Here is a 24,037-nt window from a genome sequence, read left to right as displayed (position 1 = left end):
GGAAATCGTGCTGTTTGTAGGCCCGGCAAGCGCAGCGCCGCCGGGCAGGATGATGGCTCAGTCGCCAAAGAACCAGTAGCCGCTGTTGACCAGCGCTGCCAGCATGGCGAGGAATGACGGATCTTCCAGCGCATCGCCAAAATGGTCGGCGCGCAGCGTCAGATGGGTGGCTAAGGCGTCCAGCGCCGGGCGGTGCGGGGAGTTGATCTTCTCGCCATTGACGAACACCTCGCCGTCAATGCGCAGCACCCGCAGGCCGCCCAGGCGTTCCAGCGTGTCGCCCTGCTGCAGAGCATCGTAAATTTCATCTGGCTGATACGGCGGCTCCGGCGGTGCGACGTCGAGCTCATGACGCGACTGGGTGATAAACTCGCCAAACCACTGTTTAAAGTGCTCTGGTTGATTAATCAGCCCCAGCATCATCTCGCGCAGGCGGTCGAGTTCGACGGGTAAAATATCCGCCGGATGGTCGCGGGACGGCACGTCCGGATCGGCGTAGCGCTGGCTGCCCAGTTCGCGCTGGAGAACGTAGTCGGCAAAGCCGCTGAACAGCTCGCGGGCATTCGGCGCGCGATAGCCGACCGAATAGTTGAGCGAATTTTCCAGCGAGTACCCCTCATGCGGGAATCCTGGTGGAATATAGAGAATATCCCCCGGCTCCATCTCTTCATCGATGATCGCCTCGAAGGGGTCAACCTGCAGCAGGTCCGGATGCGGGCAGTGCTGTTTCATCGGCACCTTTTCCCCGACGCGCCAGCGCCGACGGCCGGTGCCCTGAATGATAAACACATCATACTGATCCAGATGCGGACCGACGCCGCCCCCGGGTACCGAGAAGGAGATCATCAGATCGTCGATACGCCAGTCCGGCAGAGCGCGGAACGGATGCATCAGCGCCGCTGAGGGTTCATGCCAGTGGTTAACCGCCTGCACCAGCAGGGACCAGTTGTTTTCACTCAGGTGATCGTAGCTTTCGAAGGGACCGTGACTGACCTGCCATTTTCCATCCTGATGGCTGACAAGGCGGCTATCGACCTCGCTCTCCATGGCCAGTCCAGCCAGTTCGTCCGGGCTTAGGGGGTCGATAAAATTGGCGAAGCCGCGCTTCAGTACCACCGGCCGTTTTTGCCAGTAGCGTTCGATAAAGTCGGGCCAGTTAAGCGTTAATTGATAATCCATATTGATATTCCACTGCAGGTGTCTGACAGGGATTATAACGGATGCGGCGCCCCGGCGATGCAGGCGCCGTTAAAAAACTCAATGATTAACCCTGTTTATCTTCCATCAGCTGGCGGCCAAACACCACCTCCATGCAGGCGCCGCCGAGCAGGCTTTCGCTGGCGATAATCTCCCCGTCATATTGCTCGACGATTTCGCGGGCGACGGAGAGCCCCACGCCCTGGCCGGGACGCAGCGTATCTGCCCGCTGGCCGCGGTCGAAGACGGCGCGGCGCTGGCTCTGCGGGATCCCCGGGCCATCGTCTTCCACCAGAATATGCAGATGGCTGTCGGTGGTTTGGCGCACGGAAACCTCCACGAACTCCAGACAGTACTTACAGGCGTTATCGAGAACGTTACCCATCACTTCCATAAAATCGTTCTGCTCGCCGACAAAAGTGATCTCCGGCGAGATGTCGAGCGAGATATTGACCCCTTTGCGCTGATAGACCTTGTTGAGAGCGGAGGTCAGGCTATCAAGCAGGGGGGCGATCGGATGCAGCTCCCGGCTCAACAGGGTGCCGCCGCTGCGCATGCTGGCGCGATGCAGATAGTAACCAATCTGCTGCGAGATGCGGCTTATCTGCTCCAGCATCACCGGCTCCGCCTCGTCGACGCTGATCTTCTCGCCGCGCAGCGAGCGCAGGGTGCTCTGCATCACCGCCAGCGGCGTTTTCAGGCTGTGGGTGAGATCGGTGAGGGTGGTGCGGTATTTGTCATAGCGTTCACGCTCGCTGCGAACCAGGCGGTTAAGGTTGCTGACCAGCCGGGTCAGCTCACGGGTGGTGTTGGGATTGAGCTTTTCGCGGTGGTGCTCCTCCAGCTCACGTACCTCTTTCGCCAGCGACTCGATAGGCCGCAGGCTCCACCATGCGGCGACCCACAGCAGGGGGATCACCAGCAGCAGGTTGGCGGCCAGCACGTAGATAAACCAGCTCCACACCATATAGCTGCGCTTGAGCTCCACCGGAATGGTATCGACCACCACAATGCTGAGCTGGGGCATTTTGCTGGTGGCCGGATAGAGGTTGATCGCCACCGAGTGGGTCATCTCCGAATCGTCGCCCTGCTCGCGGATGGCGTCCAGCTGTTCCTGAATCTCGTGGTTGTTGCGCAGCAGCATGCTGCTGCTGTCGACATCGGCTTCGATCTCATGGAAACCATTGCGCTTCAGCCATTCCGGTTGAATGCGTTTCGCCAGCCAGGGGACATCGCGCTGTGCCCACAGCAGTTTACCCTTCTCATCGTAGATAAGGGTCACCGTCGGGCTTTCCATATTCAGGTTTTCCGGGATATCGACGTCAATAGCGCCGTTCTCCCATTTCGCCAGCATATAAAAGAGATTGCTCTCGCCGCGCAGCAGGCGGAAGGTGGTTTTATCAAAGCTGACGCTGTAGCCCACCAGCGCCACCATGCCATAGGCCAGGGAGAGCACCAGTACGACCCCGGCGGTCGCCAGCAGGAAGCGAACCCGTAATGACAGGGGGAAGATATGCCGCAACAGTCCCTTCATCAGCGCAGTTCGAACAGATAGCCCTGGCCGCGCACCGTGGTGATGACGTCCTGCGGGTATTCAGCCTGAATTTTCTTGCGCAGCCGGCCCATCAGTACGTCGATGGTATGGCTCTCACGCAGTTCGGCATCCGGGTAAAGCTGGAGCATCAGGGAATCTTTGCTGACCACTTTGCCGCGGTTGCGGATCAGGGTTTCCATAATGGTGTACTCAAAGGCCGTCAGCTTGATCGGCTGATCGTTGACTGACAGCTCGCGCCGGGAGAGGTCGACCTGGAACGGCGGCAGGGAGATCACCTGTGAGGCCAGGCCGCTGTTGCGGCGCAGCAGCGCCTGCATGCGGGCGGCAACCTCTTCAATATGGAAAGGCTTGGTGACGTAATCATCCGCCCCGGCGCTCAGCACTTCCACTTTATCCTGCCACCCTTCGCGGGCGGTCAGCACCAGCACCGGCAGCGACACATCGTGGCTGCGCCAGCGGCGGATCAGCGATAGTCCGTCTTCATCCGGCAGGCCGAGGTCGACGATGGCGATATCCGGGAGATGTTCGCCCAGATAGTAGTCCGCTTCCCTGGCATCTTCCGCCGCATCGACCTGATGGCCCAGCTCCTGCAGCTGAACTTTGAGGTGGTGACGCAGCAGGGCGTTATCCTCAACCACGAGTACGCGCATGACTGTTCTCCCTTCCTGTGTTGATAGTAATCTGACGCTCATTATATACGCAAAATATAAACAGCTGTTAAATAAAGCTTTTTATACCATCGGCGCATAACACCGCCAGGCAGGCCAGCCTTCGGCGATGCCCTTTGCGCATAGTGCATGGAACTCCTTCATTCTATGCGTAATTTCAGCAAACGCCCAGCGGCAGAGCGCGGGCAGTGCGCGGGTTGGTGATGTTAATTTTTTGTGTAATAGTGCTGGAATCACCCCTCAATGACGCCGCAGGTTATCCATTATGTCTCAGCAGAAAAGTGCGGACTGGGTCAGGCTGGCGCAGTCGCCCAGTCAGACGGAACGCATCGAAGCCTTCTTCGGCGGCCACGGTTATGAGCCCCACCGGCATGATACCTATGCTATCGGCCAGACGATCGCCGGCGTGCAGAGCTTTCACTATCGCGGCGGACTCCAGCACAGCCTGCCCGGCGGAACGATGGTGCTTCACCCGGACGAAATACATGACGGCGAGGCGGGCACCGAGGCGGGGTTTCACTACCGCATGGTCTATATCGAACCGGCGCTGATCCAGAAGATACTCGGCGGCAGGCCATTGCCGTTTATCCCCGGCGGCCTGTCGGCGGATCCGCGCCTGCGTTGCGCCGCGCAGCCGTTGTTAAAAGCGGTCACGGACACCTTCGAGCCGCTGGAGGAAGAGGATGCTCTGTACGACCTGGCGCAGACCCTGGCTGTGGTCGGCGGGCAGCGTTCCCGTCGCCAGGCATTTGACTATCAGGCGGCGGAGAGGGCCCGGGAGTATATCCATGCCTGTTTTATGCAGGATATGACCCTCGACACCTTATCGCAGGTGAGCGGCCGGGACCGCTGGAGCCTGAGTCGTGATTTCAGAACGCTGTACGGCACCAGCCCGTGGCGTTACGTCATGATGCGCCGGCTCGATTTTTGCCGCCAGCGGATGCGCGCCGGGGAACGTCTGGTGGATATTGCCGCCGACGCGGGGTTTGCCGATCAGAGCCACATGACGCGCCAGTTTATCAGCCGCTTTGGTCTCTCTCCGGGCCGTTGGCTGCGGGCGATCCGCGGCTAGCGCGGTTCAGGTTGCACAATCGTTCAAGCGTGACCGCGGCGAGGCGAACTATGCTGACTGCCTTTATCACAAGGAGACAGCCCATGTATCAACTCGTTAATCTTGCTCAGAAATTTTCCCTGTTCAGCGAACAATGGCAGCCCAAAGTGGTGGCTGAGATGAACGACTATCAGTTCAAGATCGTGCGCATCGCCGGCGATTTTATCTGGCACAGCCACCCGGAAACCGATGAGACACTGATGGTGGTGGAGGGGGTATTACGCGTGGACTTCCGCGACGGACATGTGCTGGTGAAGGCCGGGGAGATGATCGTCGTGCCGCGCGGGGTGGAACATAAGACCTCGGCGGAGACGGAAGCGAAGCTCATGCTGATTGAGCCGCGTGGCGTGCTGAATACCGGCCATGAGGGCGGCGAGCGGACGGCGGTGAACGACGTCTGGATCTGATTGCTTTCCGGCGACAAAACGCCCCTCTTTCCGGCGGAAAGAGGGGCAGGGCGATTACTTCAGCTCGTCAACCATGGTGGTTGCCCGACCAATATAGTTGGCCGGGGTCATCGCTTTGAGGCGCACTTTTTCGTCTTCCGGCAGGGCGAGGCTGTCAATAAACTGCTTCATCCCTTCCGCGTCAACGCGTTTGCCGCGGGTCAGCTCTTTCAGCTTCTCGTACGGTTTTTCGATACCGTAACGGCGCATCACGGTCTGGATCGGCTCAGCCAGTACTTCCCAGTTGTGATCCAGTTCGTCCAGCAGGCGATCCTGGTTCAGCTCCAGCTTGCTGATCCCTTTGAGGGTGGACTGATAGGCGATCAGCGCATAGCCGATTCCCACGCCGAGGTTACGCAGGACGGTGGAGTCGGTCAGGTCGCGCTGCCAGCGGGAAACCGGCAGTTTGCTGGCCAGGTGCTGCATGACCGCATTGGCCAGGCCGAGGTTGCCTTCGGAGTTTTCGAAGTCAATCGGGTTCACCTTGTGCGGCATGGTGGAGGAGCCGATTTCCCCGGCGATGGTCTTCTGTTTGAAGTGGTTGAGCGCGATGTAGCCCCACACATCGCGATCGAAATCGATCAGAATGGTGTTGAAGCGCGCGATGCAGTCAAACAGCTCAGCGATGTAGTCATGCGGCTCGATCTGGGTGGTGTACGGGTTCCACTGAATGCCCAGCGAGGTGACGAACTCTTCGCTGAACTGATGCCAGTCGACTTCCGGGTAGGCCGCGATGTGGGCGTTGTAGTTACCCACCGCGCCGTTGATTTTACCGAGGATTTCCACCTGGTTCAGCTGGCGGTACTGGCGCTCCATACGGTAGGCGACGTTCGCCATCTCTTTACCCATGGTGGACGGCGTTGCCGGCTGACCGTGGGTACGGGAGAGCAGCGGCACATCGCGGTACTGGGTTGCCAGATCTTTTACCGCGTCAATCAGCTTGCGCCAGTAAGGCAGAACCACTTCGTCGCGGGCGGTTTTCAGCATCAGCGCGTGGGAGAGGTTATTGATGTCTTCAGACGTACAGGCGAAGTGAATAAACTCTGATACCGCGTGCAGCTCGGCGACGTCAGCGACTTTCTCTTTCAGAAAATACTCTACCGCTTTCACGTCGTGGTTAGTGGTGCGCTCGATGGTTTTGATGCGCTCCGCGTCTTCGACGCTGAAATCGGCGACGATTTTGTCAAGGAAACCGTTTGCGTCGGCAGCAAAAGCAGGAACTTCCTTGATCGCTGCGTGGGCGGCCAGTTTTTGCAGCCAACGTACTTCCACCTGAACGCGGAATTTCAGCAAACCGAATTCGCTGAAGATACCGCGCAGCGCGCTGACTTTATCGCCGTAGCGGCCGTCTACAGGGGAAACGGCGGTCAGTGAGGATAATTCCATAGATCACAACTCCGGGGTTAAATGAGCAAGAATTTGCTTTGCCTGGTTAACCAGACGATTACGGGAAAACATAAGCTGCAGACGTCCGCCGCCCACCTGATGCCAGAGCACCGCGGCGCGAATACCCGCCAGCAGCGCTGAACGAACTTTCGCCTGCACCTGCGGGCTTTGCAGCACGGCAGGCGAACCGGTCACCTGAATACGCGGCCCCAGCGGGCTTATCACGTCAACATAGATGCCTGCCATGGCGCTGAGCAGCGTTTCGGACTGCAGGTCAAAGTGTTCCAGTTGACGGTGCAGGCCGGCGATGCGGTTGCCGAGCGTATCCATCGCCCCTTTACTGGCGGCGAGCTTGCGCTCCAGCACCATCAGGCTCAGGGTATAGCGCGTCAGTTCTGCATTGAGGCCCTGACGGCTACTGGTATTGAGCACCCCGAGCAGCGTTTCAAGGCCGAGGCGAAGATTGGCTTCACTGCCACCGAACACCGCCAGCGTCGACTCGGGATCGAGGTCGATGATGCTGTTCAGCGACACATGCAGGGCATCGCTGTCGCAATGTCCCTGATGCGCCAGTTGCTGAACCAGTCGTGCCGCCTGGCAAACGCCAGCCAGCGCCAGCGTGATGTCATAGTAATTCTTCGCCACACATACTCCTTGTCAGCCGTCGGGGCGGTTCGTCCCGACGGAAATAACGCGCGTTCAGGACTGCAGAGGCAGTCGTTGTTCAATAATTCCGCCGCCGAGGCACACTTCACCCAGATAGAACACCGCGGACTGGCCCGGGGTGACCGCCGCGACCGGCTCATCGAAGCGAACTTCGATACGGTCTTCATCCAGCGCGGTGACGGTGCAGGGGATATCGGTCTGGCGATAGCGGGTTTTCACCGTGCAGCGCAGGGTGCCCTGCAGCGGTTCACGGTCAACCCAGTGCAGCTGTTGGGCAATCAGGCCGACGGACATCAGGCGCGGGTGGTCATGGCCCTGGGCGACGATAAGAATATTATTCTCAACGTCTTTATCGACCACGTACCACGGATCTTCGCTACCCTCTTTGGTGCCGCCGATGCCCAGCCCTTTACGCTGGCCCAGCGTATGGTACATCAGCCCCTGATGGGTACCGATCTCCTCGCCGTCGACGGTGAGAATTTTGCCCGGCTGCGCCGGCAGATAGCGGCCAAGGAAATCGCGGAATTTACGTTCGCCGATAAAGCAGATGCCGGTGGAATCTTTTTTCTTCGCGGTGATCAGATCCAGCTCTTCGGCGATCTTACGTACCTGCGGTTTTTCCAGCTCACCCACCGGGAACAGGCTCTGGGCAATCTGCTCGTGGCTAAGGGTATAAAGGAAGTAGCTCTGATCTTTGTTACCGTCGAGGCCGCGCAGCAGCTGGCTTTTGCCGTCGACATCGGCGCGGCGCACATAGTGCCCGGTGGCGATGTAGTCGGCGCCGAGGTCTTCGGCGGCAAACTCGAGGAAGGCTTTAAACTTGATCTCTTTATTGCACAGAATATCCGGGTTCGGCGTGCGGCCGGCTTTGTACTCTTCCAGGAAGAGCTCAAAGACGTTGTCCCAATATTCGGCGGCAAAGTTAACGGTGTGCAGTTCAATGCCCAGCTTATCGCAGACCGCTTGCGCATCGGCAAGGTCGGCGGCGGCGGTGCAGTATTCCTCGCCGTCGTCTTCCTCCCAGTTCTTCATGAACAGGCCTTCCACCTTATACCCTTGCTGCAGCAGCAGGTACGCGGAGACCGAGGAGTCGACGCCGCCGGACATGCCGACGATCACTTTTTTCTGGCTTTCTGACATGGAAATACTCGCTACATTGAACTTCGAGGCGGCGTATTCTAGCACGCGCTCACCGTTCATTCACCCCCTGTGAACGGCCAGTTAAATGCGCCAATCAGCGACAGCGGCTGGCGCGGGTCCTGCAGGTAGCAGCGAATGCTTTCGGCAACCAGCGGCGAGCGCAGGTTCGGCGCGTTAAGAATTTCCTCAGCACTGAGCCACAGGCAGCGATCGATATCGCTGTCATGCGGTTCGGTGGCGCACAGATCGCTAAGTTCGATGGCGAACAGGAAGCGCAGAAACGGCGTGTTATCGGGAGCGACCCACTGGTGCATGCGGATGAAGTGCTGCGGCGTGGCGCGAATGCCGGTCTCTTCCCACAGTTCGCGTTCGGCGGCCTGCAGCAGCGTTTCGTTGGCCTCCAGGTGGCCCGCCGGCTGGTTCCACAGCGCTTTGCCGTTAATGGTCTCTTCGACGATGAGGAATTTATCCTCGGCGTGAACCACGCAGGCAACGGTGACATGAGGTTTAAACATCGCTTTTCCTTTTTAGTTATTCGGCTTTACGCCATTCGCCGTTGGCTAGCCCGTCAAGCGTATAGCCGCCCATGGCGTAGCGGATCAGACGCAGGGTGGGGAAGCCGACGTGGGCGGTCATCCGGCGCACCTGGCGGTTACGTCCCTCGTAAAGGGTGATTTTCAGCCAGCGGGTGGGGATCGATTTGCGCTCGCGAATAGGCGGGTTGCGCGGCCACAGCCACGCGGGCTCCTCCACCACTTCCACGCCTGCAGGCAGGGTGGGGCCATCGTTGAGCGTGACGCCGTCGCGTAGCGCGGCCAGCGCCTCGGCGGTGGGTTCGCCTTCCACCTGGACGTAGTAAATCTTGCCGGTGCGTTTACCCGGCTGGGTTAGCTTCGCCTGCAGCGCGCCATCGTTGGTCAGCACCAGCAGCCCTTCGCTGTCGCGGTCAAGACGACCGGCGGCGTAGACGCCCGCCACGGGGATAAAATCTTTCAGCGTGCTGCGCCCGGCTTCGTCGGTAAATTGCGGCAACACATCATAGGGTTTATTGAACAAGATCACAGTTTTTGGCTGGCGTTCTTTACGTTGTCTGGTGACTTGTTGTGTGCTGAATCGCTCAACGCGATGTTTTCTAAATGAAGTTTTCTGCATGGTATTTTCAGGCTCTATCAATTGCCGCATTATAGCCTAATTACGAATGCCTTTCATGGACGCAAACATTCAGGTAGTATTGACATGCTCATTACAAATTATTAACAAAAAATTGCTCAAACCGATTCGCACTACAGGCAGGAAGGCGACACGGACGCGATAGCTCCGCTTAGCGGGAAAACCCGGTACGCTGGAGCTGGCCGACTCAGCCAACACCAGGCTCGCGTGAAGAGGGAAGAGCAGAACCAGAAGCGCTCGAAGGAGAGGTTAATGGAAAGCAAAGTAGTAGTTCCGGCGGAAGGTCAAAAAATCACCCTGCAAAACGGCAAACTGAACGTCCCTCACAATCCGATTATCCCGTTCATTGAAGGTGATGGTATCGGCGTTGACGTTACCCCAGCGATGCTGAAAGTGGTTGATGCCGCCGTTGAGAAAGCCTATAAGGGCGAGCGTAAAATTTCCTGGATGGAAGTTTACACCGGTGAAAAATCGACCCAAGTCTATGGCCAGGATGTCTGGCTGCCAGCTGAAACCCTCGATCTGATTCGTGACTACCGCGTTGCTATCAAAGGTCCTCTGACCACCCCAGTCGGCGGCGGCATCCGTTCTCTGAACGTGGCGCTGCGCCAGGAGCTGGACCTCTACGTCTGCCTGCGTCCGGTACGTTACTACCAGGGCACCCCGAGCCCGGTTAAGCACCCTGAACTGACCGATATGGTTATCTTCCGTGAAAACTCTGAAGATATCTATGCCGGTATCGAGTGGAAAGCCGACTCTGCTGAAGCAGACAAAGTCATCAAATTCCTGCGCGATGAGATGGGCGTGAAGAAAATTCGCTTCCCGGAACATTGCGGTATCGGCATCAAGCCGTGCTCTGAAGAAGGCACCAAACGCCTGGTTCGCGCCGCGATTGAATACGCGATCACCAACGATCGTGATTCCCTCACCCTGGTGCACAAAGGCAACATCATGAAGTTCACCGAAGGCGCGTTCAAAGACTGGGGCTACCAGCTGGCTCGCGAAGAGTTCGGCGGCGAGCTGATCGACGGCGGCCCGTGGGTGAAAATCAAGAACCCGAACACCGGTAAAGAGATCGTGGTGAAAGACGTGATCGCCGATGCGTTCCTGCAGCAGATCCTGCTGCGTCCGGCGGAATACGACGTTATCGCCTGTATGAACCTGAACGGCGACTACATCTCTGACGCGCTGGCGGCACAGGTTGGCGGTATCGGTATCGCCCCGGGCGCCAACATCGGTGACGAGTGCGCACTGTTCGAAGCGACTCACGGTACTGCGCCGAAGTATGCCGGCCAGGACAAAGTGAACCCGGGCTCCATCATCCTGTCCGCAGAGATGATGCTGCGCCACATGCAGTGGTTCGAAGCCGCAGACCTGATCGTCAAAGGCATGGAAGGCGCTATCGCCGCCAAGACCGTGACCTATGACTTTGAACGTCTGATGGAAGGCGCTAAACTGCTGAAATGTAGCGAGTTTGGCGACGCGATTATCGCGAACATGTAATCTGGCCCCCAGATTATGTCAGAACGGGAACCTGGTGGTTCCCGTTTTTATTATTAGTTTTCGAACGGTTATCAAAATTTTATCAAAACAAGTTATCAAAACCCCTCCCGAAAAACCTCATAAGGCCACCTTTGTCCACCCCTTACCTCGATCATCATGGTACCTATCCGTTTGTTGTTGAGTTTTGTGTCCAAGTAAATCTTTCGTGTTTATACCCTGGGCTTTATATAACCGCTCGGAAAGCGATCTTTGTTCATGGAAAGTTGCCGGTGTACCTTGTCCCCAGTCAATATCTGCACTGTCTCTTGCCTTGCTGAAATTCATGGTCAGTGTTCTGGGTTTCACCTGCGCTCCTCGCTCAGCCTGTGAGGTGGTTCTAAAGAAATGAACCAAATAAGGGCTTACTGCATAATCCCGGCAACGACTGATTACATCTCGGAGGCTCCAGTTGATTGCGTTGCAACGCAGAGCTAATGGTATCGCGATTTTGCTTCCGGTTTTCTCTTGCTCAACGTGTAGATGATCGTCCCAGATGTCCGAGAATTTCATACGGGATATATCACCTAGTCGTTGTCCTGTTACTATGGCTAAAAGCATGGCGTTCCCCATGTATTTGTGATTTTCATCGGCTATATCAAAAATCTTTTGCCATTCCTCAAGAGTTAGGCGCTGGCGAGTGATCTTTCTACGAGGTTGTTTAGTTGCTAGTGCAGGGTTATAACCAGGAGGTACTTCTCCCGCATGCTGAGCTTCTTTAAAAACATCTATTAGGACAGAGCGAATGACCTGAGCCATTCTGGGTTGTCCCTCTGCTAAATATTCATCAAGAATTTGCGCAACATCTCGAACATTGACAGCGAATATTAATTTCATTCCTACCCGTTCCTTAAGCAGAGATACTGGTTTTGCTTTTTGCTTGATAGTGTTTTCTTTAATATCTCCGGACCTTAATCTTTCCTGCTGAATCTTCCAGTAACGTTCAAGCCAGGTGTTAGTTGATATTGATTTTCCTGAGCTGGTGGAAATTCTGTCAGTGATTGCCATTATCTGGCGGGTTTGTTGTTCCGCCAGTCTTTTATTTGCTTCAATAGCTATTGCTGTGGCCTCTGCTTCGTCTGTTCCTAGACTATGAAACTTACCAGTTATCGGGTGCTTATAACGCCAGTATACTTTATTAACCTTTCTACTGAAGAGCGGGTATAAATTTGGAATAGATATATTATTTTTACGTGGTCTGGCAGCCATCGTTCAAAATCCTCTGCAAAAGAACAGGGTCGCTTTTCTTTACTACGGGAGTGGTCAATGTACCAACCAACTCAGCATCCTCCCTGACGCGCCAGAATCGACCTTCTTTTTTGGCTGGGGGAGAAAACATATTCTGTTTAGCATAATTCCTGAGAGTGGAAACACTTGGAGGATTGCTTCTGTATTTCTCGTTTGCCCACTCTTCAAGGGTTAACATCTGGAGCATATGTTTTACCTCATTATGGCCCATTGCTGGGCCAGCATCTGAAAATAAAAAATCAGTTTTGTATCAATTTTTGGAGTACCTGATTGCTCGCAATTATTCGCTGCCAGATTGCTGATACATAGCGGGCCTTATGAATAGCATCAGCGAGGGCATTGTGACGATCGCCTTCAAACGGGATCGTTGTTTTGGGGCCGAAGCTAATGGCCTGACCGAGCTCTACCATTGTTCGCACGTCCCGATCGTTCCAGTATTCCCACGGATAATCTTCAGCAATGCAATCGTAAGAAGAACGCATAATAGAGTTATCGAATTTTGCGCTCGGCGCGAGAATCGGATTTAGTAGAGAACCAGCGGAAGAGACTTTTCGCTTCGTTTGCTTTTGCCTTAGCTTTAATGAGATACGGGTAGTTGTTCATTGCGTTTGGGCTCCTTTGGATTGTAAGATACCCGGCAGCTGATGGCAGCCGCCCTGGTGGTGGTCATTGGTCAAAACTCGATTCCGGAAAGCTTTGGTCGGCTGACCGGGTACTTAACCCGCCTTGCGCGGGTTTTGTGCTTTATGGGGCTGGCGAATCACCCCGCAGCAGCTGTGATACGCGAACGTCGTCAAGCGCTCGCAGGATAGGCTCAAAAGTTTTATGGGCTGGCAGTTTAGATACCGCAGTGATCACTTCTGTAACGGTGATGTCATCGCCGCGGGGGCTATAACCACCACCTGGGCCACGCTGTGAAATTACCAGGTTACCCGCCCGCAGCTTTTTGAAGATCTGCTCAAGGTATGAAGTAGACAGCTTTGACTCTTTACTGATGGCCGTCAGTGAAACGGGCGAGCCGTCATAGAGCTTATTCAAAGTGGCTGCGGCCTGGACAGATGCCAGAACGCGTTTCATTCCAAATTCCATAATCACTTCTCCGGCCGTAACGGCCATTGGTCAAAACTCGATTCAAAAACTCAGTGCAGGCTGTTGGTCGACAGCCATCTTTTGTGCATTTCGGTAGGGGAGGCACTGGCCCAGTACTTTTTGTTCATCGGCGTTGCTGTTGCAACTGGCCTCTGATGGATAAACACCGATCAGAACATCAGAGCATTCACCAGTGAGAGCACATACGCTGATGACAAGGACAAACAGGGTATTCATGCCTCAGCCTCAGGGTTTCCTTTCTGCGCCAGTAAGTAACACAGCTGGCGTAGTCTCACCTCGAACCAGTTCAGGCGGGTCGCCTGGTTCCCGGTAGGTACTCGGGCAAAATCCTTCATAGTTATCTCCAGTTAACTCAGTATTAGGATGTGGTTTTGCAATGCGGCGCCGGGTGCCTCCCGGTGACGGCAGCCAGTTAACAACTACCGCCGACAACTTTTTCCCCACAACGTGTGAATAACCGCCATGTTTACTTTTTTAACTGTGTCGCGTGCGCATAGCCGCATTCACCGCATTGCAAACCCTGATTTTTTATTTTCACTACTTTGACGCGCTTCGTCGGTGGTGTCGTGACGCTGATCTTCACGATTGAGCTTTTTCACCCTGCAATTCACCACCACGAAGCGCGCAGGATTTCCATTACATTTCAGAAGAGGCGCAGTCTGCCGGCTTACCTGAAAGTGCCGCGGTAAACTCGCTGAAACTCAGTGCCTCTTCACCTTCAGAGAGGTTTTCAAAATAGTCTTCGTATGCTTTATCCATACTTATTTCCTTCCCTTAAGGCCGGGCAGCCGAACATTGAACCTGCTGCGATTGATATTGCTGTCATCTCATCCGGTGTTTCGTATGCCGCCGGCAGCTACTTCGTGGGCTTCCTGCCTCGATGACTTGCTGCGATGGAATGATTAAAGCATTGGTTTATGTTTGATGTCAATATTGGATTTATGTAGATGCAAACTTTTGCTTTAATCGAGACAGGGGAGCTGTTGGATTGATTGAGGCTGCGCGGCAGGCAAAAAAAAACCGGCATTTGCCGGTTTCATGGGGTGAGATCAGAGATGTTAGTTAGTGTCGCTAGCCTTAAATCGACCACGGAGATATTTCTCAACATAATCATCGATTTCTTTTAGGCGGACTTCAAAAGTATCGATCATTCTCTCTTGTTCTGCCTCAGGTAACTGCCTAAACAGACGTAACATTTTGCTCTCATTTGGCTTGAGGCCTGAATCTTCAGATACTTTCTCTCCAAGCAACCAAGTTACAGACACATTGGCAGCTTCCGCGAGGGCAATTGCGGACTTTTTACTGATTACTCCTTTCTTAAACCACCCATTCACCGCTTGAGGTGTAACTCCAGCAATGCGAGCCATATCCGCCTTGCTGATCCCTCTTTGAGTAATTTCTTCCAAACGAGCAATCAGTTGGTTGTTGAGTTCTTCAGTGTTTTTCATAAGCCCATTGTAAAGGTTTAGTTTATAGCCACAATAAATTAAAAATTTGCATTGAATATAAACCTATGCTTTATTATGCCTAACTTAACGAGGAGATAGATATGACAGCCCTTGATAACGCAATTCGAGTAGCTGGCTCAGCCAATAAATTAGCATCAACGCTTGGAGTAAGCGGCATGGCAGTAAGTCAGTGGAAAACAAAAGGTATTGTGCCTTCATCGCGAGTTTTACAGGTTTTTAATGCAACGGGCGTTACGCCTCATGAATTACGTCCTGATCTATATCCGAATCCAACGGATGGAATACCTAAGGAGTGACCATGCGAACCACCTCTTTTGAAAATCATACTCCGGTGATGAGTATGCAACTGAAAACGGAAAATCAGTATTTGCCCCGTCGGCGTGACGGCAAGAAATGCCGAGCCATTTTGGCCGCCGTTCAGGAATGGGAGTCCTCATTACCTGGGCGTGCGCAAGACCACGTCGCGCAGCTGGTGGCCGAACAGTGGGAGAAACAAAACGGGCGCGGTATCAGCGTCAATAAACAAAATCTGTATCGCTACCTGAAAAACGAGGGCGGTTCAGAGAAGTACACCAGTTATGTCATCCAGCTTTCGGCGGCGATCGCTGATGCAATGCCGATAGAGATCGCGCGCAAACATGGCCTAAAACATGGCTTAACTGAAACCGAGCTGGTGGCCAATGCAATCAAAGAATGCAGCGAAGCGCACCAGGCCAAGTTACTTGGCGCACCTCTGCAGAAACTAGAGCGTGAAATACGGGAAGCTGCAATTGCACTTTTTAACATGCTCCCTGCAGATGCGGCGGGACCACTACTGGCGAGCATCAGCGCCGTAGCGCCGCAGTTTTTCTAATCGAGTTTTGACAATGACCACCAGCACCAGCTGGTTAATAAGAGGTTTCAGATGGCCCGCATCAGAACAGTTAAACCTGAATTCTGGACAGATGAGAAGGTGGTGGAATGTTCAATTCCAGCGCGTCTCCTGTTTATCGGGTTGTTCAACTTCGCCAACGATATGGGATGCCTTGAGCGTTCGCCAAAACGGTTGAAGATGCAAATCTTCCCTGCGGACGCGCTCGATTGCGAACCACTAATACAGGAACTGATTACTCATGGATTACTCACTGAGTATTCAGTGAATGATGTCTGCTATTTGCAGATTAAAGGTTTCCTTAAGCATCAAAAAATAAACAGGCCTTCGGCCTCAAAAATACCTCTTCCGCCGGAATTCACTGAGTCTAAGGCAGGAAAGGAAGAAAAGAGAGCTCCTAATCAAGGAGGGCTCAGTGAGGACTCAGTGAATCCTCATGGAGGACTCACTGACGGAAAAGGAAGGGAAGGGAAGGGAAAAGGATCAAACCCCACTCTCTATGCGCAGGAGAGAAATTTTCCCCAGCAACCTCAGTATCTGCCTGGAGTGGATATTCCGATCGGGAAATTCGCCATGCACGACCTTTGGCTGCCGTCACAGGACTGGCCGCGACTGGCTGCTACCTGGGGTATAGCGCTTCCCGAACCGGCATACCTGCCGACAGAGCTGGCAGAGTTCACCGCGTACTGGAAATCCGAGGGGAAAGTATTCACTCAGGTTCAGTGGGAGCAGAAATTTGCCCGCAGCGTGATAAATGCCAGAGCCAAATCCAAACCACAACCAGCAACCGGAGGTAAAGACCATGCAGGAATTCAACCAGTTAACACCGCATCCCGGGCAGTTCAGGAAATTCAGGCAGCCAGAGAACGCTGGGAAAAACAGAACGGACTTGCTGGCGGCGGATACGGCATGGCGGCTATGGACAGTCATGGGGGAAATATTTTCGAACCGGTGGACCCAGAAGAACGGGGCGGCGCCCTCGGATATGTGGATTGCCCAGATTGGATCGATGAGTGATGCCCAGATCACCATGGTCTGCAGGCAGTGTATGGAGCGCTGTGCAGCAGGAAACACATGGCCGCCGGATCTTGCTGAGTTTGTTGCTCTGGTATCAGCCAGCGGCGCTAACCCGTTCAATCTGACATCCGAAGCTGTAATGGCGGAATACAAGCGCTGGAGGAATGAGTCTTACCGATACTCGGGCAGCGATAAATACCCATGGAAACAGGATGTTCTCTATCACATTTGCATTGAGATGCGCAGAACCGGAGTTGAGAGGAACCTGACGGAGGGAGAGCTGAAAAAACTGGCAGAAAACTTACTCACGAAATGGACCAAGCACCTGGCTAACGGGTTTTCGATTCCGCCAATTCGTCAGCAGTTGGCAGCACCGAGACATCCAGCTGGACCGACGCCAGCACAGATTCTGATGGAAGAGTACAAACGCCGCAAGGCGGCAGGTTTAACCAAGTAAACGAGTTTTGACCATGACCAAACAATCAAAAACCAAAGTAACCAAAGCACAGATAGTGCTTGCCATCGTTAGCCGGACGCCAGAATGCGTCCTGCAGGATGTCTGCGATGCGCTCGACTTGCAAGCCAGTACAGCAGGTAACTTGCTGCGGCAGCTCCATGCCGCGGGAAAACTCCATCGTACCCATAACGGCTACCAGTATGTCTATCGAGTGGTTGCAGGCGTTGAGGTTCCCGATGTTGCCCTACCGCAGACTGCAACACCATTATCTGAAGAGGATGTGAAAAAAGTCCAAAACGCACTGTCCCTGGCGAAGACGCTGGAAGACAAAAAGCTGTGGCGCCGGGCTGCGACTGTTTACACATCGATGCTTGGGATGACTACAACAGCAAACGAACTCTGGTTGCTTGCCAAAATGCGTAACCGCTGCCTGCGCAATGCGGCGAGGTGCTGATTATGCCCAAAATAGAATCAACAGCAGCTGGTACGGGATGTCAAAGCTAAGTTTAATTATTCCGGGGTGAGGCAAAGCTGAGATGTCCGCTGAGTGCCATTAACGGACCTTTGGTATGCCTTTGACTTCCAGTCAGTAGCCCCAGATTACAAGCCTATCATTCCATGGTTTTAAGACAGAAAGTGAGCGCTAGAAATCATAACCTGTCGGAGCCTGAATACAGCATCTGGTAAAGCCTTTCAAAAACCGCTTTACATTCATTCACATCAGTATTGGCAAACCCTATCACGATAAAATCGGACGTAGCGTTAGTTTCTGACGCGTAGTTTTCTATATCAGCAATCTGAATATTATTCCTGGAAAGCCAGTCAGCAATCCTTTGGCTTTTCCCGGGTTGGCTGAATCTTATATAAAGCTGTAACCCTCCAGATGGAACACTGAATTGCGCGTCCGGCAGGAATTTCCGTACCAGGGCGACCATATCGTCTCGTTTATGCCGGTATACCATACGCATCCTTCGCAAATGTCGTGCGTAAGTTCCGCTTTTCAGCAATTCAGCAACCCATTGCTGCAGCAGGCCGCTTGTACCACGAGACAGACTCCAGTGCAGGGCTGCCATCTGTTGTACGAGGCGGGTGTCTGCAACCAGATATCCGAGCCGGACGTTATTAAACAGTACCTTGGAAAAGGTGCCCATATAAACCACCTGCGCCGCTGCTGCTGTTGAACGAAGTGCGGGACGCGGAACCTTGTCGAAGTAAAATTCACTGTCGTAATCATCTTCCAGTAGAAGCACCTTTTTCTGACAGGCCAGATGAATTATCTCGCTTCGTCTGGCATCTGACAGCGTGATGCACTGTGGAAAATGATGCTCCGGCATCAGATAAAGAATGTCCTTTGAAGACGGTCGGAAGCCAGAAATATCGATCCCCTCAGGATCCATCCTGTATGACTGCAGCTCGTAGCCGAAACGCGAAAAATTACGGGCAAATTCCAGATAGCCCGGTTCGCCAAAATGAAAACATGTTCTCTCCTGCCGTACAGTCATGGCAAGAAGCAGGCTTCCGTACTGTGAACCGGGCACAATCAGCACTTCCTGGGGACTGGCTGAGATCCCTCGGGAAGGGAGGATCTGGTCGCAGATAAGCTGACGTAACTCCAGGTTCCCTGCGCTCTCGCCGAAATGATTAAGCCGGTCAGGATAACGCAGCACGCGGTTGAAAGCCTGCCGGAACTCACTGACTGGAAGATGGGCCGTGCTGGCATGGCTGGGAAGCAGGGATAAGCCCCCGGGAAGAAATTTATCTATCGCGTGGGGAATCGGGGATGGAATAGACGTAGCCGGATCTGGCGGTGACGCATCCGGCTTTTCCCGGTAAATCACCATCGTTCCTCTTCCCGTATGGCTGTGACAGTACTCTTTCACGCAAAGCGCTTCATAAGCCCGGACAACGCTTCCACGGGATACCCTCAGCTGACGGGCCAGCTCCCGGGAAGGGGGAAGGTACTCGCCATAATTCAGCCGGCCTTTGATGATCTGCCAGCTGATCTGCTGCTCAATCTGATGGTAAAGCGGAAGAGCCGTCGCGCTACGGCTGAGATGAATGTCAATCACGCAAACCCCTGTGGTCCAATTATTTTCGTAAATTGGACCTTTAAACAGTGATGGTACAGGACCAATATAGCGGAAATTTAGCATTCTTCTGTCCGCGGCGCAGTAAATTTGCCCGGAAATTAAAAGTGAGATGAACGGTGTCCGAAAAACTTAGAACTGTTAGCTTCGATCTCTATTCCTCGGTAATGGGGATAACCGGCCTGGGCCTGGTATGGCGGGCCGCAGCAAAAACCTACGGCGTGTCCGCGTTGCCTGGTGAAGTCTTCCTTGCGACAGGATTAGCGGTATTTTTAGTACTGACCGGTATCCAACTTCTGCGGCTGGTTTTTTGCCGTCAGATTATCCTTGCAGAATGGCACTCGCGCGCCAGTAAGAATTTTTTTTGTGCGGCCACGATCTCAGGTTTTCTGCTCGCAATGGGGCTGCTGCCATACAGTATTCTGCTGGCGAAGGTGTTATGGGTAGCGGCCGTCAGCGCACAAATTTTTTTCCTGACATGTACGTTCCGCCGCTGGCTTATCGATCAGCTTGATACGCATGAAATCAGTCCGGTATGGCTTATCCCGATGGTGGGTAATGCGTCTCCTGCCTTTGCGGGCGTGGATTTGGGGTTTCCGGGCCTGAGTAAGATGCTGCTGTTTTCAGCCCTGCTCTGCTGGGCGCTTTTTATGCCGCTTATCCTCTGGCGCATCGTGTTTGTTCGTCCTGTTACCCCGCAGAAGGCCATGCCCGGCCTGGCTATTATGGTTTCAGCGCCTGCGGTCATCGCCGTCGGACTGTACTGTATTTATGGCGGTATGAATGACGTGATTGAATTCATGGCCTGGACCGCACTCTTCTTTGCCATTGTGCTCATCAGCCTGTGGCGAAGAATGATCCCGGATACGTTTGGGCGGATCTGGTGGGGTTTTACCTTCCCGTCAACGGCACTGGCATCTGCCCTTATAAGGGTTGACGCGGCAACCATGACCACACTGAACCATACGCTTGCACTGGCGGCACTGACATTCGCGACCTTTGTAGTATGCTCCATTATTGTTATGACCGTCAGCCAATCACTGTTAACTTTCTGTTGGGGCAAGCATGCAAAACACTCCGGATAGCGTATTTTACAGTCCTCTTTATGTGAGAGTATCTGAATATCTTTTTTATGCCGGTAAGCGAAACGTCTTTACCACCATTGCGATGGCGGTAATTGCTAAAATCGAAGAATTTCCGTATGTGAATATCGAAGAGCTGGCGTCGTACTGTAATACGACGCCTTCGAGCATCACCAAATTCGTCAGGGAACTGGGATACGGCTCGTTCCAGGAATTAAAAAATGACATAGCTCCCTATCGGTTGACGCATCAAGGTATAAAAGGAATGACCGAAAAAGAGGTCATCGAAGAAATATATAAATATATACCTTATGAAGAGTGCAGAAAAATGGCAGAGGTCATTAATAACAGTCGCTCTGTCATTATTCTGTCTAACTCATTCCTTTTCAATATTGCAAATGTCATGAGGGAAAGCATCAGCAGCAGCAATCGGAAGGTTTATCTGGTCGAGCGTTCAAACAACGAACTAATCAAAACCATTCTGCGACAGGTGGACTGCGTTTTTATTCTTACCCTGACAGGACAATGGATAAACTCATGCCAGTATATAAATAACGTGTCTGAAAAGTCGCAACTATGCCTTATTTCAGGAAGCGTGCCAACCATCCTGAATAACAAACCAGTCCATTCCATTGAACTTAACAATTACCCTCAAATGTTATACGCAAACTATTTTTCGCATAAATACCTTGAAAGTATTGTTTTTAATATCGTACAGAATGTGATTTAGCTCGCAAAGTTATTTTCCAAAACAGGAAAATGATACTTTTTGATTTACAGCCTGTTCACGGATATTTTCAGGTTATACCCTACATCAAGAGAGTCCCGCAAATGTCTGAACAACAGCAGATATTGTCTATCATTGACAATTTAGGTGGCCGTGAAAATATTAAGGATTATTACCACTGCGCTACGCGCTTACGTTTTAATCTCTTCGATTATGACAAGATTAACAAGGATGCCCTTAATGCGAACCCGCTGGTCCTCTCAGTGGTTCAGGCCAGCGGACAGTGCCAGCTCATTATCGGCAACAAGGTAGGGGCAGTATACAGTGCCCTGCATGGTGTGCTTGAAACCGGTGATCAGAACAGCGCGCCGTCTTCTTCCGGGACGGCAGCAAACCGGGAATCCTTCATCAGCCGTATCTTTGCATTCATTTCAGGCAGCTTCCTGCCTTTGATCGGTATTCTTGCCGCCGCAGGTCTGCTGCGTGCCTTCACCACGTTGTTACTGAGCCTGCCTTCTCTGACGGGAAACAGTACGCTAACCCTGCTGTCATTTATCGCTAATGTGCCGTTTTATTTCATGCCAGTGCTGCTTGGTTTTACCATCGCCAGGAAGCTTAAATCCAATGAGCTGACAGGCGCGATAATCGGCGCGTCATTACTGTATCCCGAATTTACCAGTCTGGCAGGGCAGACGCTGAATATCATCGGCCTGCCGCTTGTGGTTATGGAATACGGCTACAGCATATTCCCGGTATTCTTTGCCGTACCGGTTGCTGCCGCGCTGGAGCGCTTCCTGAAGGCCAGGCTGTGGGATTCAGTACAGCTGTTTATGGTGCCGTTGTTATGCGTCGTAATAGTGGTTCCGCTCACCATGTTTTTACTTGGCCCCTTCGGCAAGTACCTTGGCGATTATCTGGCATCAGCCATCGTTTACATCATTGGTGTGAACAGTCTTGTGGCCGGGATGATCATCGGGGCAGCCTATTCCTTTATCGTTCTGTTCGGGCTGCACTGGGCCATTATTCCGGTAGTCTTTTCAAACATTGCCCATGGCGGTGACCCTATCTATGCCATTGGCGGTATGTCAGCCATTGCTCAGATGGGCGTGGCTCTGGGGATCCTCATCAGAACTCGTGATGCAGGCACACGACAACTTGCCAGCAGTGCCTTCTTCCCTTCATTAATCAGCGGTGTGACTGAGCCTATCTTATACGGCCTCATCATCCCTAACCGCCGCACGATTTATTACATCATTATTGCCGGTGCGGTCGGCGGAGGAATTGTGGGTGGCTATAACATCACGATTAATAACCTTGTTTTTGCGAGTCTGCTTTCCATCCCGACCGCAAGTAACATGCTGATCTACAGCGTGGGTCTATTCGCCACTTTAATTACTGGCGCAGTTTTACCGGTTATTTTTGGTTACAAGAGCCGGTCTTAAAAATGGGAGAGAACATGAGTAACGAAACACTGAATTTTCCTGAGAACTTCCTCTGGGGCGGCGCTATCGCGGCAAACCAGGCTGAGGGAGCCTGGGATCTTGATGGTAAAGGTATCAGCGTTGCCGATATCAATGAATATGTTTTCAATGAAGACATGCGCAAGATGTATAATATCGAGCTCACCCGGGACTATGCTGTTCAGGCAAAGGACGATAAAGACGGCGTGTTTCCTAAAAGAACGGGTATCGATTTTTATCACACTTTCCGTGAAGATCTGGCGCTGCTCAAGGCCGCCGGTCTGAAGACCTTCCGTACCTCAATCAGCTGGGCGCGTATTTTTCCTGACGGGGATAACACGTCACCTAACGAAGCGGGCCTGAAATTTTACGATGAGCTGATAGACGAAATTATCAAAAATGGAATGGAGCCGATGATAACGCTCGCCCATTATGAGATGCCGCTGAACCTCGCGCTAAAATATAATGGCTGGAAGAACCGTCAGTTAATCGATTTTTATTTTAACTTTGCCCGTACCTGCCTCGATCGCTATCACGATCGCGTTAAGTACTGGATCCCTTTTAACCAGATAAACCTCATACGCTATGAGTCCTTTAATCATCTGGGTATTTTCGAAGATGAGGGCATCTATCTGGAGCAGGATAAATATCAGGGCGTTCACCATGAACTGGTGGCATCGGCGATGGTAAAAAAATATGCCGCATCCCTGGACGGTGATATTAAGATCGGCATGATGCTGTATACCGATTTCTCTTATCCCGAAACGACAAGCCCGGAAGACAACTTCGCTACATGGCAGAAAAACCAGTATGAAGTCTACTTCGCTGATGTGCTTTTGCGGGGTGAGTACCCTGGCTATATCAAACGGTTCTTCAGAGAGAAAAATATTGTTCTCAATATTACGGATGAAGATAAAGCTCTTCTGAATAATACGGCAGATTTTATGACTTTTTCTTATTACACCACCTATGTGAGCAATGCTGAGATTGCGCACCAGTTCAAGGGGAATAACAAGCGTAATCCGCTTTTATCGCAGACCCCCTGGGGCTGGGCAATTGACCCGGTAGGGCTTCGCTATGTGCTGAACTTCTTCTGGGATCGCTGGCAAAAGCCCATCATGATCACCGAGAACGGTATTGGCTGCTTTGATGAGCTGGTTAACGAGAGCGTAGATGATGATTACCGTATAGCCTTCTTCAGGGACCATATCCGCTCTGTCGGTGAAGCCATTGCCGATGGCGTGGAGGTGCTGGGCTATTACATGTGGTCTCCGATTGACATCATCAGCTGTTCCTCGAACCAGATGTCAAAACGTTATGGCCTGGTTTACGTCAATCTTGACGATCTGGGGCATGGTGACGGCAAACGTTTCTGCAAGAAAAGCTACTACTGGTATCAGAAACTCATTGCCACCAACGGTAAATCACTCGAGGAATAATGTCTCAGGGCTGCGCAGAGGATTTGACAGATCCTGATGCAGTCCTGTTTTACCTTTATCCTGGTGCATCACCTACGTGTATCGGTATGTTTGACTCGGGGGCTGTGTGGAGGGGGCTTGTTGCCAGTGCGCCGGATATATTTGCCCTTTTTGTTGAGTTTGATTGATTTATTCGCAAAGGTCCGCTCCTCG

28 protein-coding genes are annotated in these 24,037 nt (G+C 52.9%); 12 read left to right on the top strand and 16 right to left on the bottom strand.

Going from position 1 to position 24,037, the window contains the following annotated elements:
* Window positions 1-57 precede the first annotated feature (57 nt).
* From DTA24_RS18210 to phoP, 3 genes are all read right to left on the bottom strand, one after another.
* Window positions 58-1,179 carry a cupin domain-containing protein gene (locus DTA24_RS18210; protein WP_012542214.1) on the bottom strand — a complete coding sequence of 374 codons (1,122 nt, stop codon included), beginning with the start codon at window positions 1,177-1,179 and terminating at the stop codon, window positions 58-60.
* Between the two features lie 85 nt (window positions 1,180-1,264).
* Window positions 1,265-2,731, bottom strand: coding sequence for a two-component system sensor histidine kinase PhoQ (gene phoQ / locus DTA24_RS18205; RefSeq protein WP_022065903.1), 1,467 nt, complete (start codon window positions 2,729-2,731; stop codon window positions 1,265-1,267).
* The gene (phoP, locus tag DTA24_RS18200) at window positions 2,731-3,402 is read right to left on the bottom strand and encodes a two-component system response regulator PhoP (protein ID WP_004150807.1); all 672 of its coding nucleotides are present in this window, start codon (window positions 3,400-3,402) and stop codon (window positions 2,731-2,733) included. Before phoP ends, phoQ begins: the two co-directional genes overlap by 1 nt.
* A 283-nt stretch (window positions 3,403-3,685) precedes the next feature.
* Between phoP and DTA24_RS18195 the strand changes: the two genes are divergently transcribed.
* Together DTA24_RS18195 and DTA24_RS18190 are read left to right on the top strand one after the other, a co-directional pair.
* On the top strand, window positions 3,686-4,492 hold the full coding sequence (locus tag DTA24_RS18195; RefSeq protein ID WP_008806026.1) for an AraC family transcriptional regulator: 807 nt from the start codon (window positions 3,686-3,688) through the stop codon (window positions 4,490-4,492).
* 83 nt (window positions 4,493-4,575) lie between these two features.
* On the top strand, window positions 4,576-4,938 hold the full coding sequence (locus DTA24_RS18190; RefSeq protein WP_012542212.1) for a cupin domain-containing protein: 363 nt from the start codon (window positions 4,576-4,578) through the stop codon (window positions 4,936-4,938).
* Between the two features lie 54 nt (window positions 4,939-4,992).
* Here the strand turns inward: DTA24_RS18190 and purB are convergent, their stop codons facing one another.
* Genes purB through rluE form a run of 5 tightly spaced genes read right to left on the bottom strand, consistent with a single transcriptional unit; the run spans window position 4,993 to window position 9,351 of the window.
* The gene (gene purB, locus DTA24_RS18185) at window positions 4,993-6,363 is read right to left on the bottom strand and encodes an adenylosuccinate lyase (protein ID WP_012968556.1); all 1,371 of its coding nucleotides are present in this window, start codon (window positions 6,361-6,363) and stop codon (window positions 4,993-4,995) included.
* A gap of 3 nt (window positions 6,364-6,366) precedes the next feature.
* Complete coding sequence (hflD, locus tag DTA24_RS18180) at window positions 6,367-7,008, bottom strand: high frequency lysogenization protein HflD (RefSeq protein ID WP_004140557.1); 642 nt, start codon at window positions 7,006-7,008, stop codon at window positions 6,367-6,369.
* A gap of 54 nt (window positions 7,009-7,062) precedes the next feature.
* A complete protein-coding gene (mnmA, locus tag DTA24_RS18175; protein WP_012542211.1) occupies window positions 7,063-8,169 on the bottom strand; it encodes a tRNA 2-thiouridine(34) synthase MnmA in 1,107 nt (368 codons plus the stop codon).
* A gap of 56 nt (window positions 8,170-8,225) precedes the next feature.
* The gene (locus DTA24_RS18170; protein WP_008806030.1) at window positions 8,226-8,684 is read right to left on the bottom strand and encodes an NUDIX hydrolase; all 459 of its coding nucleotides are present in this window, start codon (window positions 8,682-8,684) and stop codon (window positions 8,226-8,228) included.
* A 16-nt stretch (window positions 8,685-8,700) separates the two neighbouring features.
* A complete protein-coding gene (gene rluE / locus DTA24_RS18165) occupies window positions 8,701-9,351 on the bottom strand; it encodes a 23S rRNA pseudouridine(2457) synthase RluE (RefSeq protein WP_023339894.1) in 651 nt (216 codons plus the stop codon).
* 240 nt (window positions 9,352-9,591) lie between these two features.
* Between rluE and icd the strand changes: the two genes are divergently transcribed.
* Window positions 9,592-10,842: an NADP-dependent isocitrate dehydrogenase gene (gene icd / locus DTA24_RS18160; protein WP_008806032.1), complete on the top strand. Its 1,251-nt coding sequence runs from the start codon at window positions 9,592-9,594 to the stop codon at window positions 10,840-10,842.
* A gap of 117 nt (window positions 10,843-10,959) precedes the next feature.
* Here the strand turns inward: icd and DTA24_RS18155 are convergent, their stop codons facing one another.
* The 7 genes from DTA24_RS18155 to DTA24_RS18125 form a co-directional block, all read right to left on the bottom strand.
* Window positions 10,960-12,087, bottom strand: coding sequence for a site-specific integrase (locus DTA24_RS18155; RefSeq protein ID WP_123837014.1), 1,128 nt, complete (start codon window positions 12,085-12,087; stop codon window positions 10,960-10,962).
* Complete coding sequence (locus DTA24_RS18150) at window positions 12,068-12,313, bottom strand: excisionase (RefSeq protein WP_012542206.1); 246 nt, start codon at window positions 12,311-12,313, stop codon at window positions 12,068-12,070. The genes DTA24_RS18155 and DTA24_RS18150 overlap by 20 nt, the downstream gene beginning before the upstream one ends.
* A gap of 52 nt (window positions 12,314-12,365) precedes the next feature.
* Entirely contained in the window at window positions 12,366-12,608 is a 243-nt protein-coding gene (locus DTA24_RS18145; RefSeq protein ID WP_264756984.1) for a 3'-5' exonuclease, read from the bottom strand.
* A gap of 262 nt (window positions 12,609-12,870) precedes the next feature.
* Complete coding sequence (locus DTA24_RS18140; RefSeq protein WP_014228879.1) at window positions 12,871-13,215, bottom strand: Rrf2 family transcriptional regulator; 345 nt, start codon at window positions 13,213-13,215, stop codon at window positions 12,871-12,873.
* A gap of 42 nt (window positions 13,216-13,257) precedes the next feature.
* Window positions 13,258-13,452: a DUF1482 family protein gene (locus DTA24_RS18135; RefSeq protein ID WP_123837013.1), complete on the bottom strand. Its 195-nt coding sequence runs from the start codon at window positions 13,450-13,452 to the stop codon at window positions 13,258-13,260.
* Window positions 13,453-13,872: 420 nt separating this feature from the next.
* Window positions 13,873-13,995 carry a hypothetical protein gene (locus DTA24_RS28960; protein WP_016529975.1) on the bottom strand — a complete coding sequence of 41 codons (123 nt, stop codon included), beginning with the start codon at window positions 13,993-13,995 and terminating at the stop codon, window positions 13,873-13,875.
* Window positions 13,996-14,294: 299 nt separating this feature from the next.
* On the bottom strand, window positions 14,295-14,684 hold the full coding sequence (locus DTA24_RS18125) for a helix-turn-helix domain-containing protein (RefSeq protein ID WP_012542200.1): 390 nt from the start codon (window positions 14,682-14,684) through the stop codon (window positions 14,295-14,297).
* A gap of 101 nt (window positions 14,685-14,785) precedes the next feature.
* On the opposite strand from DTA24_RS18125, the gene DTA24_RS18120 reads away from it, so the two are divergent.
* The 5 genes from DTA24_RS18120 to DTA24_RS18100 are packed head-to-tail and all read left to right on the top strand — an operon-like array spanning window position 14,786 to window position 17,504.
* Window positions 14,786-15,001 (top strand): transcriptional regulator, encoded by a 216-nt coding sequence (locus tag DTA24_RS18120; RefSeq protein ID WP_012542199.1) that lies wholly within the window; start codon window positions 14,786-14,788, stop codon window positions 14,999-15,001.
* A gap of 2 nt (window positions 15,002-15,003) precedes the next feature.
* Window positions 15,004-15,558, top strand: a complete 555-nt coding sequence (locus tag DTA24_RS18115; RefSeq protein ID WP_123837012.1) for a toxin YdaT family protein — start codon at window positions 15,004-15,006, stop codon at window positions 15,556-15,558.
* A 51-nt stretch (window positions 15,559-15,609) separates the two neighbouring features.
* Window positions 15,610-16,593: a DnaT-like ssDNA-binding domain-containing protein gene (locus DTA24_RS28905; RefSeq protein WP_123837011.1), complete on the top strand. Its 984-nt coding sequence runs from the start codon at window positions 15,610-15,612 to the stop codon at window positions 16,591-16,593.
* Window positions 16,505-17,050, top strand: a complete 546-nt coding sequence (locus tag DTA24_RS18105; protein ID WP_227540380.1) for a replication protein P — start codon at window positions 16,505-16,507, stop codon at window positions 17,048-17,050. The genes DTA24_RS28905 and DTA24_RS18105 overlap by 89 nt, the downstream gene beginning before the upstream one ends.
* 13 nt (window positions 17,051-17,063) lie before the next feature.
* Window positions 17,064-17,504, top strand: coding sequence for a PerC family transcriptional regulator (locus DTA24_RS18100; protein WP_123837010.1), 441 nt, complete (start codon window positions 17,064-17,066; stop codon window positions 17,502-17,504).
* A 196-nt stretch (window positions 17,505-17,700) separates the two neighbouring features.
* On the opposite strand, the gene DTA24_RS18095 is transcribed toward DTA24_RS18100, so the two are convergent.
* Window positions 17,701-19,203, bottom strand: a complete 1,503-nt coding sequence (locus DTA24_RS18095; protein ID WP_123837009.1) for a PLP-dependent aminotransferase family protein — start codon at window positions 19,201-19,203, stop codon at window positions 17,701-17,703.
* Window positions 19,204-19,256: 53 nt separating this feature from the next.
* On the opposite strand from DTA24_RS18095, the gene DTA24_RS18090 reads away from it, so the two are divergent.
* The 4 genes from DTA24_RS18090 (at window position 19,257) to DTA24_RS18075 (ending at window position 23,845) form a co-directional block, all read left to right on the top strand.
* Window positions 19,257-20,222, top strand: a complete 966-nt coding sequence (locus tag DTA24_RS18090) for a C4-dicarboxylate transporter (protein ID WP_123837008.1) — start codon at window positions 19,257-19,259, stop codon at window positions 20,220-20,222.
* The gene (locus DTA24_RS18085; RefSeq protein ID WP_123837007.1) at window positions 20,203-20,949 is read left to right on the top strand and encodes a MurR/RpiR family transcriptional regulator; all 747 of its coding nucleotides are present in this window, start codon (window positions 20,203-20,205) and stop codon (window positions 20,947-20,949) included. Before DTA24_RS18090 ends, DTA24_RS18085 begins: the two co-directional genes overlap by 20 nt.
* Before the next feature lie 101 nt (window positions 20,950-21,050).
* Window positions 21,051-22,388: a PTS transporter subunit EIIC gene (locus tag DTA24_RS18080; RefSeq protein ID WP_123837006.1), complete on the top strand. Its 1,338-nt coding sequence runs from the start codon at window positions 21,051-21,053 to the stop codon at window positions 22,386-22,388.
* Window positions 22,389-22,402: 14 nt separating this feature from the next.
* Window positions 22,403-23,845 carry a glycoside hydrolase family 1 protein gene (locus tag DTA24_RS18075; protein WP_227540379.1) on the top strand — a complete coding sequence of 481 codons (1,443 nt, stop codon included), beginning with the start codon at window positions 22,403-22,405 and terminating at the stop codon, window positions 23,843-23,845.
* Window positions 23,846-24,037: the final 192 nt, after the last annotated feature.

This window comes from Klebsiella sp. P1CD1 (assembly GCF_003790505.1).
GTDB lineage: Bacteria > Pseudomonadota > Gammaproteobacteria > Enterobacterales > Enterobacteriaceae > Klebsiella > Klebsiella variicola.
The sequence above is the reverse complement of the archived record's forward strand: the minus strand, read 5'-3'. Positions and strand labels throughout refer to the sequence as shown.

What these genes read in the sequence shown, in the direction of transcription:
- DTA24_RS18080 (WP_123837006.1), top strand. Translation starts at nt 21,051, where the DNA reads ATGTCTGAACAACAGCAGATATTGTCTATCATTGACAATTTAGGTGGC.
- DTA24_RS18120 (WP_012542199.1), top strand. Translation starts at nt 14,786, where the DNA reads ATGACAGCCCTTGATAACGCAATTCGAGTAGCTGGCTCAGCCAATAAA.
- DTA24_RS18170 (WP_008806030.1), bottom strand. Translation starts at nt 8,684, where the DNA reads ATGTTTAAACCTCATGTCACCGTTGCCTGCGTGGTTCACGCCGAGGAT.
- DTA24_RS18150 (WP_012542206.1), bottom strand. Translation starts at nt 12,313, where the DNA reads ATGCTCCAGATGTTAACCCTTGAAGAGTGGGCAAACGAGAAATACAGA.
- DTA24_RS18105 (WP_227540380.1), top strand. Translation starts at nt 16,505, where the DNA reads ATGGGGGAAATATTTTCGAACCGGTGGACCCAGAAGAACGGGGCGGCG.
- DTA24_RS18135 (WP_123837013.1), bottom strand. Translation starts at nt 13,452, where the DNA reads ATGAATACCCTGTTTGTCCTTGTCATCAGCGTATGTGCTCTCACTGGT.
- DTA24_RS18145 (WP_264756984.1), bottom strand. Translation starts at nt 12,608, where the DNA reads ATGCGTTCTTCTTACGATTGCATTGCTGAAGATTATCCGTGGGAATAC.
- DTA24_RS28960 (WP_016529975.1), bottom strand. Translation starts at nt 13,995, where the DNA reads ATGGATAAAGCATACGAAGACTATTTTGAAAACCTCTCTGAAGGTGAA.
- mnmA (WP_012542211.1), bottom strand. Translation starts at nt 8,169, where the DNA reads ATGTCAGAAAGCCAGAAAAAAGTGATCGTCGGCATGTCCGGCGGCGTC.
- DTA24_RS18125 (WP_012542200.1), bottom strand. Translation starts at nt 14,684, where the DNA reads ATGAAAAACACTGAAGAACTCAACAACCAACTGATTGCTCGTTTGGAA.
- DTA24_RS18115 (WP_123837012.1), top strand. Translation starts at nt 15,004, where the DNA reads ATGCGAACCACCTCTTTTGAAAATCATACTCCGGTGATGAGTATGCAA.
- icd (WP_008806032.1), top strand. Translation starts at nt 9,592, where the DNA reads ATGGAAAGCAAAGTAGTAGTTCCGGCGGAAGGTCAAAAAATCACCCTG.
- DTA24_RS28905 (WP_123837011.1), top strand. Translation starts at nt 15,610, where the DNA reads ATGGCCCGCATCAGAACAGTTAAACCTGAATTCTGGACAGATGAGAAG.
- DTA24_RS18155 (WP_123837014.1), bottom strand. Translation starts at nt 12,087, where the DNA reads ATGGCTGCCAGACCACGTAAAAATAATATATCTATTCCAAATTTATAC.
- DTA24_RS18095 (WP_123837009.1), bottom strand. Translation starts at nt 19,203, where the DNA reads ATGCTAAATTTCCGCTATATTGGTCCTGTACCATCACTGTTTAAAGGT.
- DTA24_RS18140 (WP_014228879.1), bottom strand. Translation starts at nt 13,215, where the DNA reads ATGGAATTTGGAATGAAACGCGTTCTGGCATCTGTCCAGGCCGCAGCC.
- DTA24_RS18075 (WP_227540379.1), top strand. Translation starts at nt 22,403, where the DNA reads ATGAGTAACGAAACACTGAATTTTCCTGAGAACTTCCTCTGGGGCGGC.
- phoQ (WP_022065903.1), bottom strand. Translation starts at nt 2,731, where the DNA reads ATGAAGGGACTGTTGCGGCATATCTTCCCCCTGTCATTACGGGTTCGC.
- DTA24_RS18100 (WP_123837010.1), top strand. Translation starts at nt 17,064, where the DNA reads ATGACCAAACAATCAAAAACCAAAGTAACCAAAGCACAGATAGTGCTT.
- purB (WP_012968556.1), bottom strand. Translation starts at nt 6,363, where the DNA reads ATGGAATTATCCTCACTGACCGCCGTTTCCCCTGTAGACGGCCGCTAC.
- DTA24_RS18195 (WP_008806026.1), top strand. Translation starts at nt 3,686, where the DNA reads ATGTCTCAGCAGAAAAGTGCGGACTGGGTCAGGCTGGCGCAGTCGCCC.
- phoP (WP_004150807.1), bottom strand. Translation starts at nt 3,402, where the DNA reads ATGCGCGTACTCGTGGTTGAGGATAACGCCCTGCTGCGTCACCACCTC.
- DTA24_RS18210 (WP_012542214.1), bottom strand. Translation starts at nt 1,179, where the DNA reads ATGGATTATCAATTAACGCTTAACTGGCCCGACTTTATCGAACGCTAC.
- DTA24_RS18190 (WP_012542212.1), top strand. Translation starts at nt 4,576, where the DNA reads ATGTATCAACTCGTTAATCTTGCTCAGAAATTTTCCCTGTTCAGCGAA.
- rluE (WP_023339894.1), bottom strand. Translation starts at nt 9,351, where the DNA reads ATGCGGCAATTGATAGAGCCTGAAAATACCATGCAGAAAACTTCATTT.
- DTA24_RS18085 (WP_123837007.1), top strand. Translation starts at nt 20,203, where the DNA reads ATGCAAAACACTCCGGATAGCGTATTTTACAGTCCTCTTTATGTGAGA.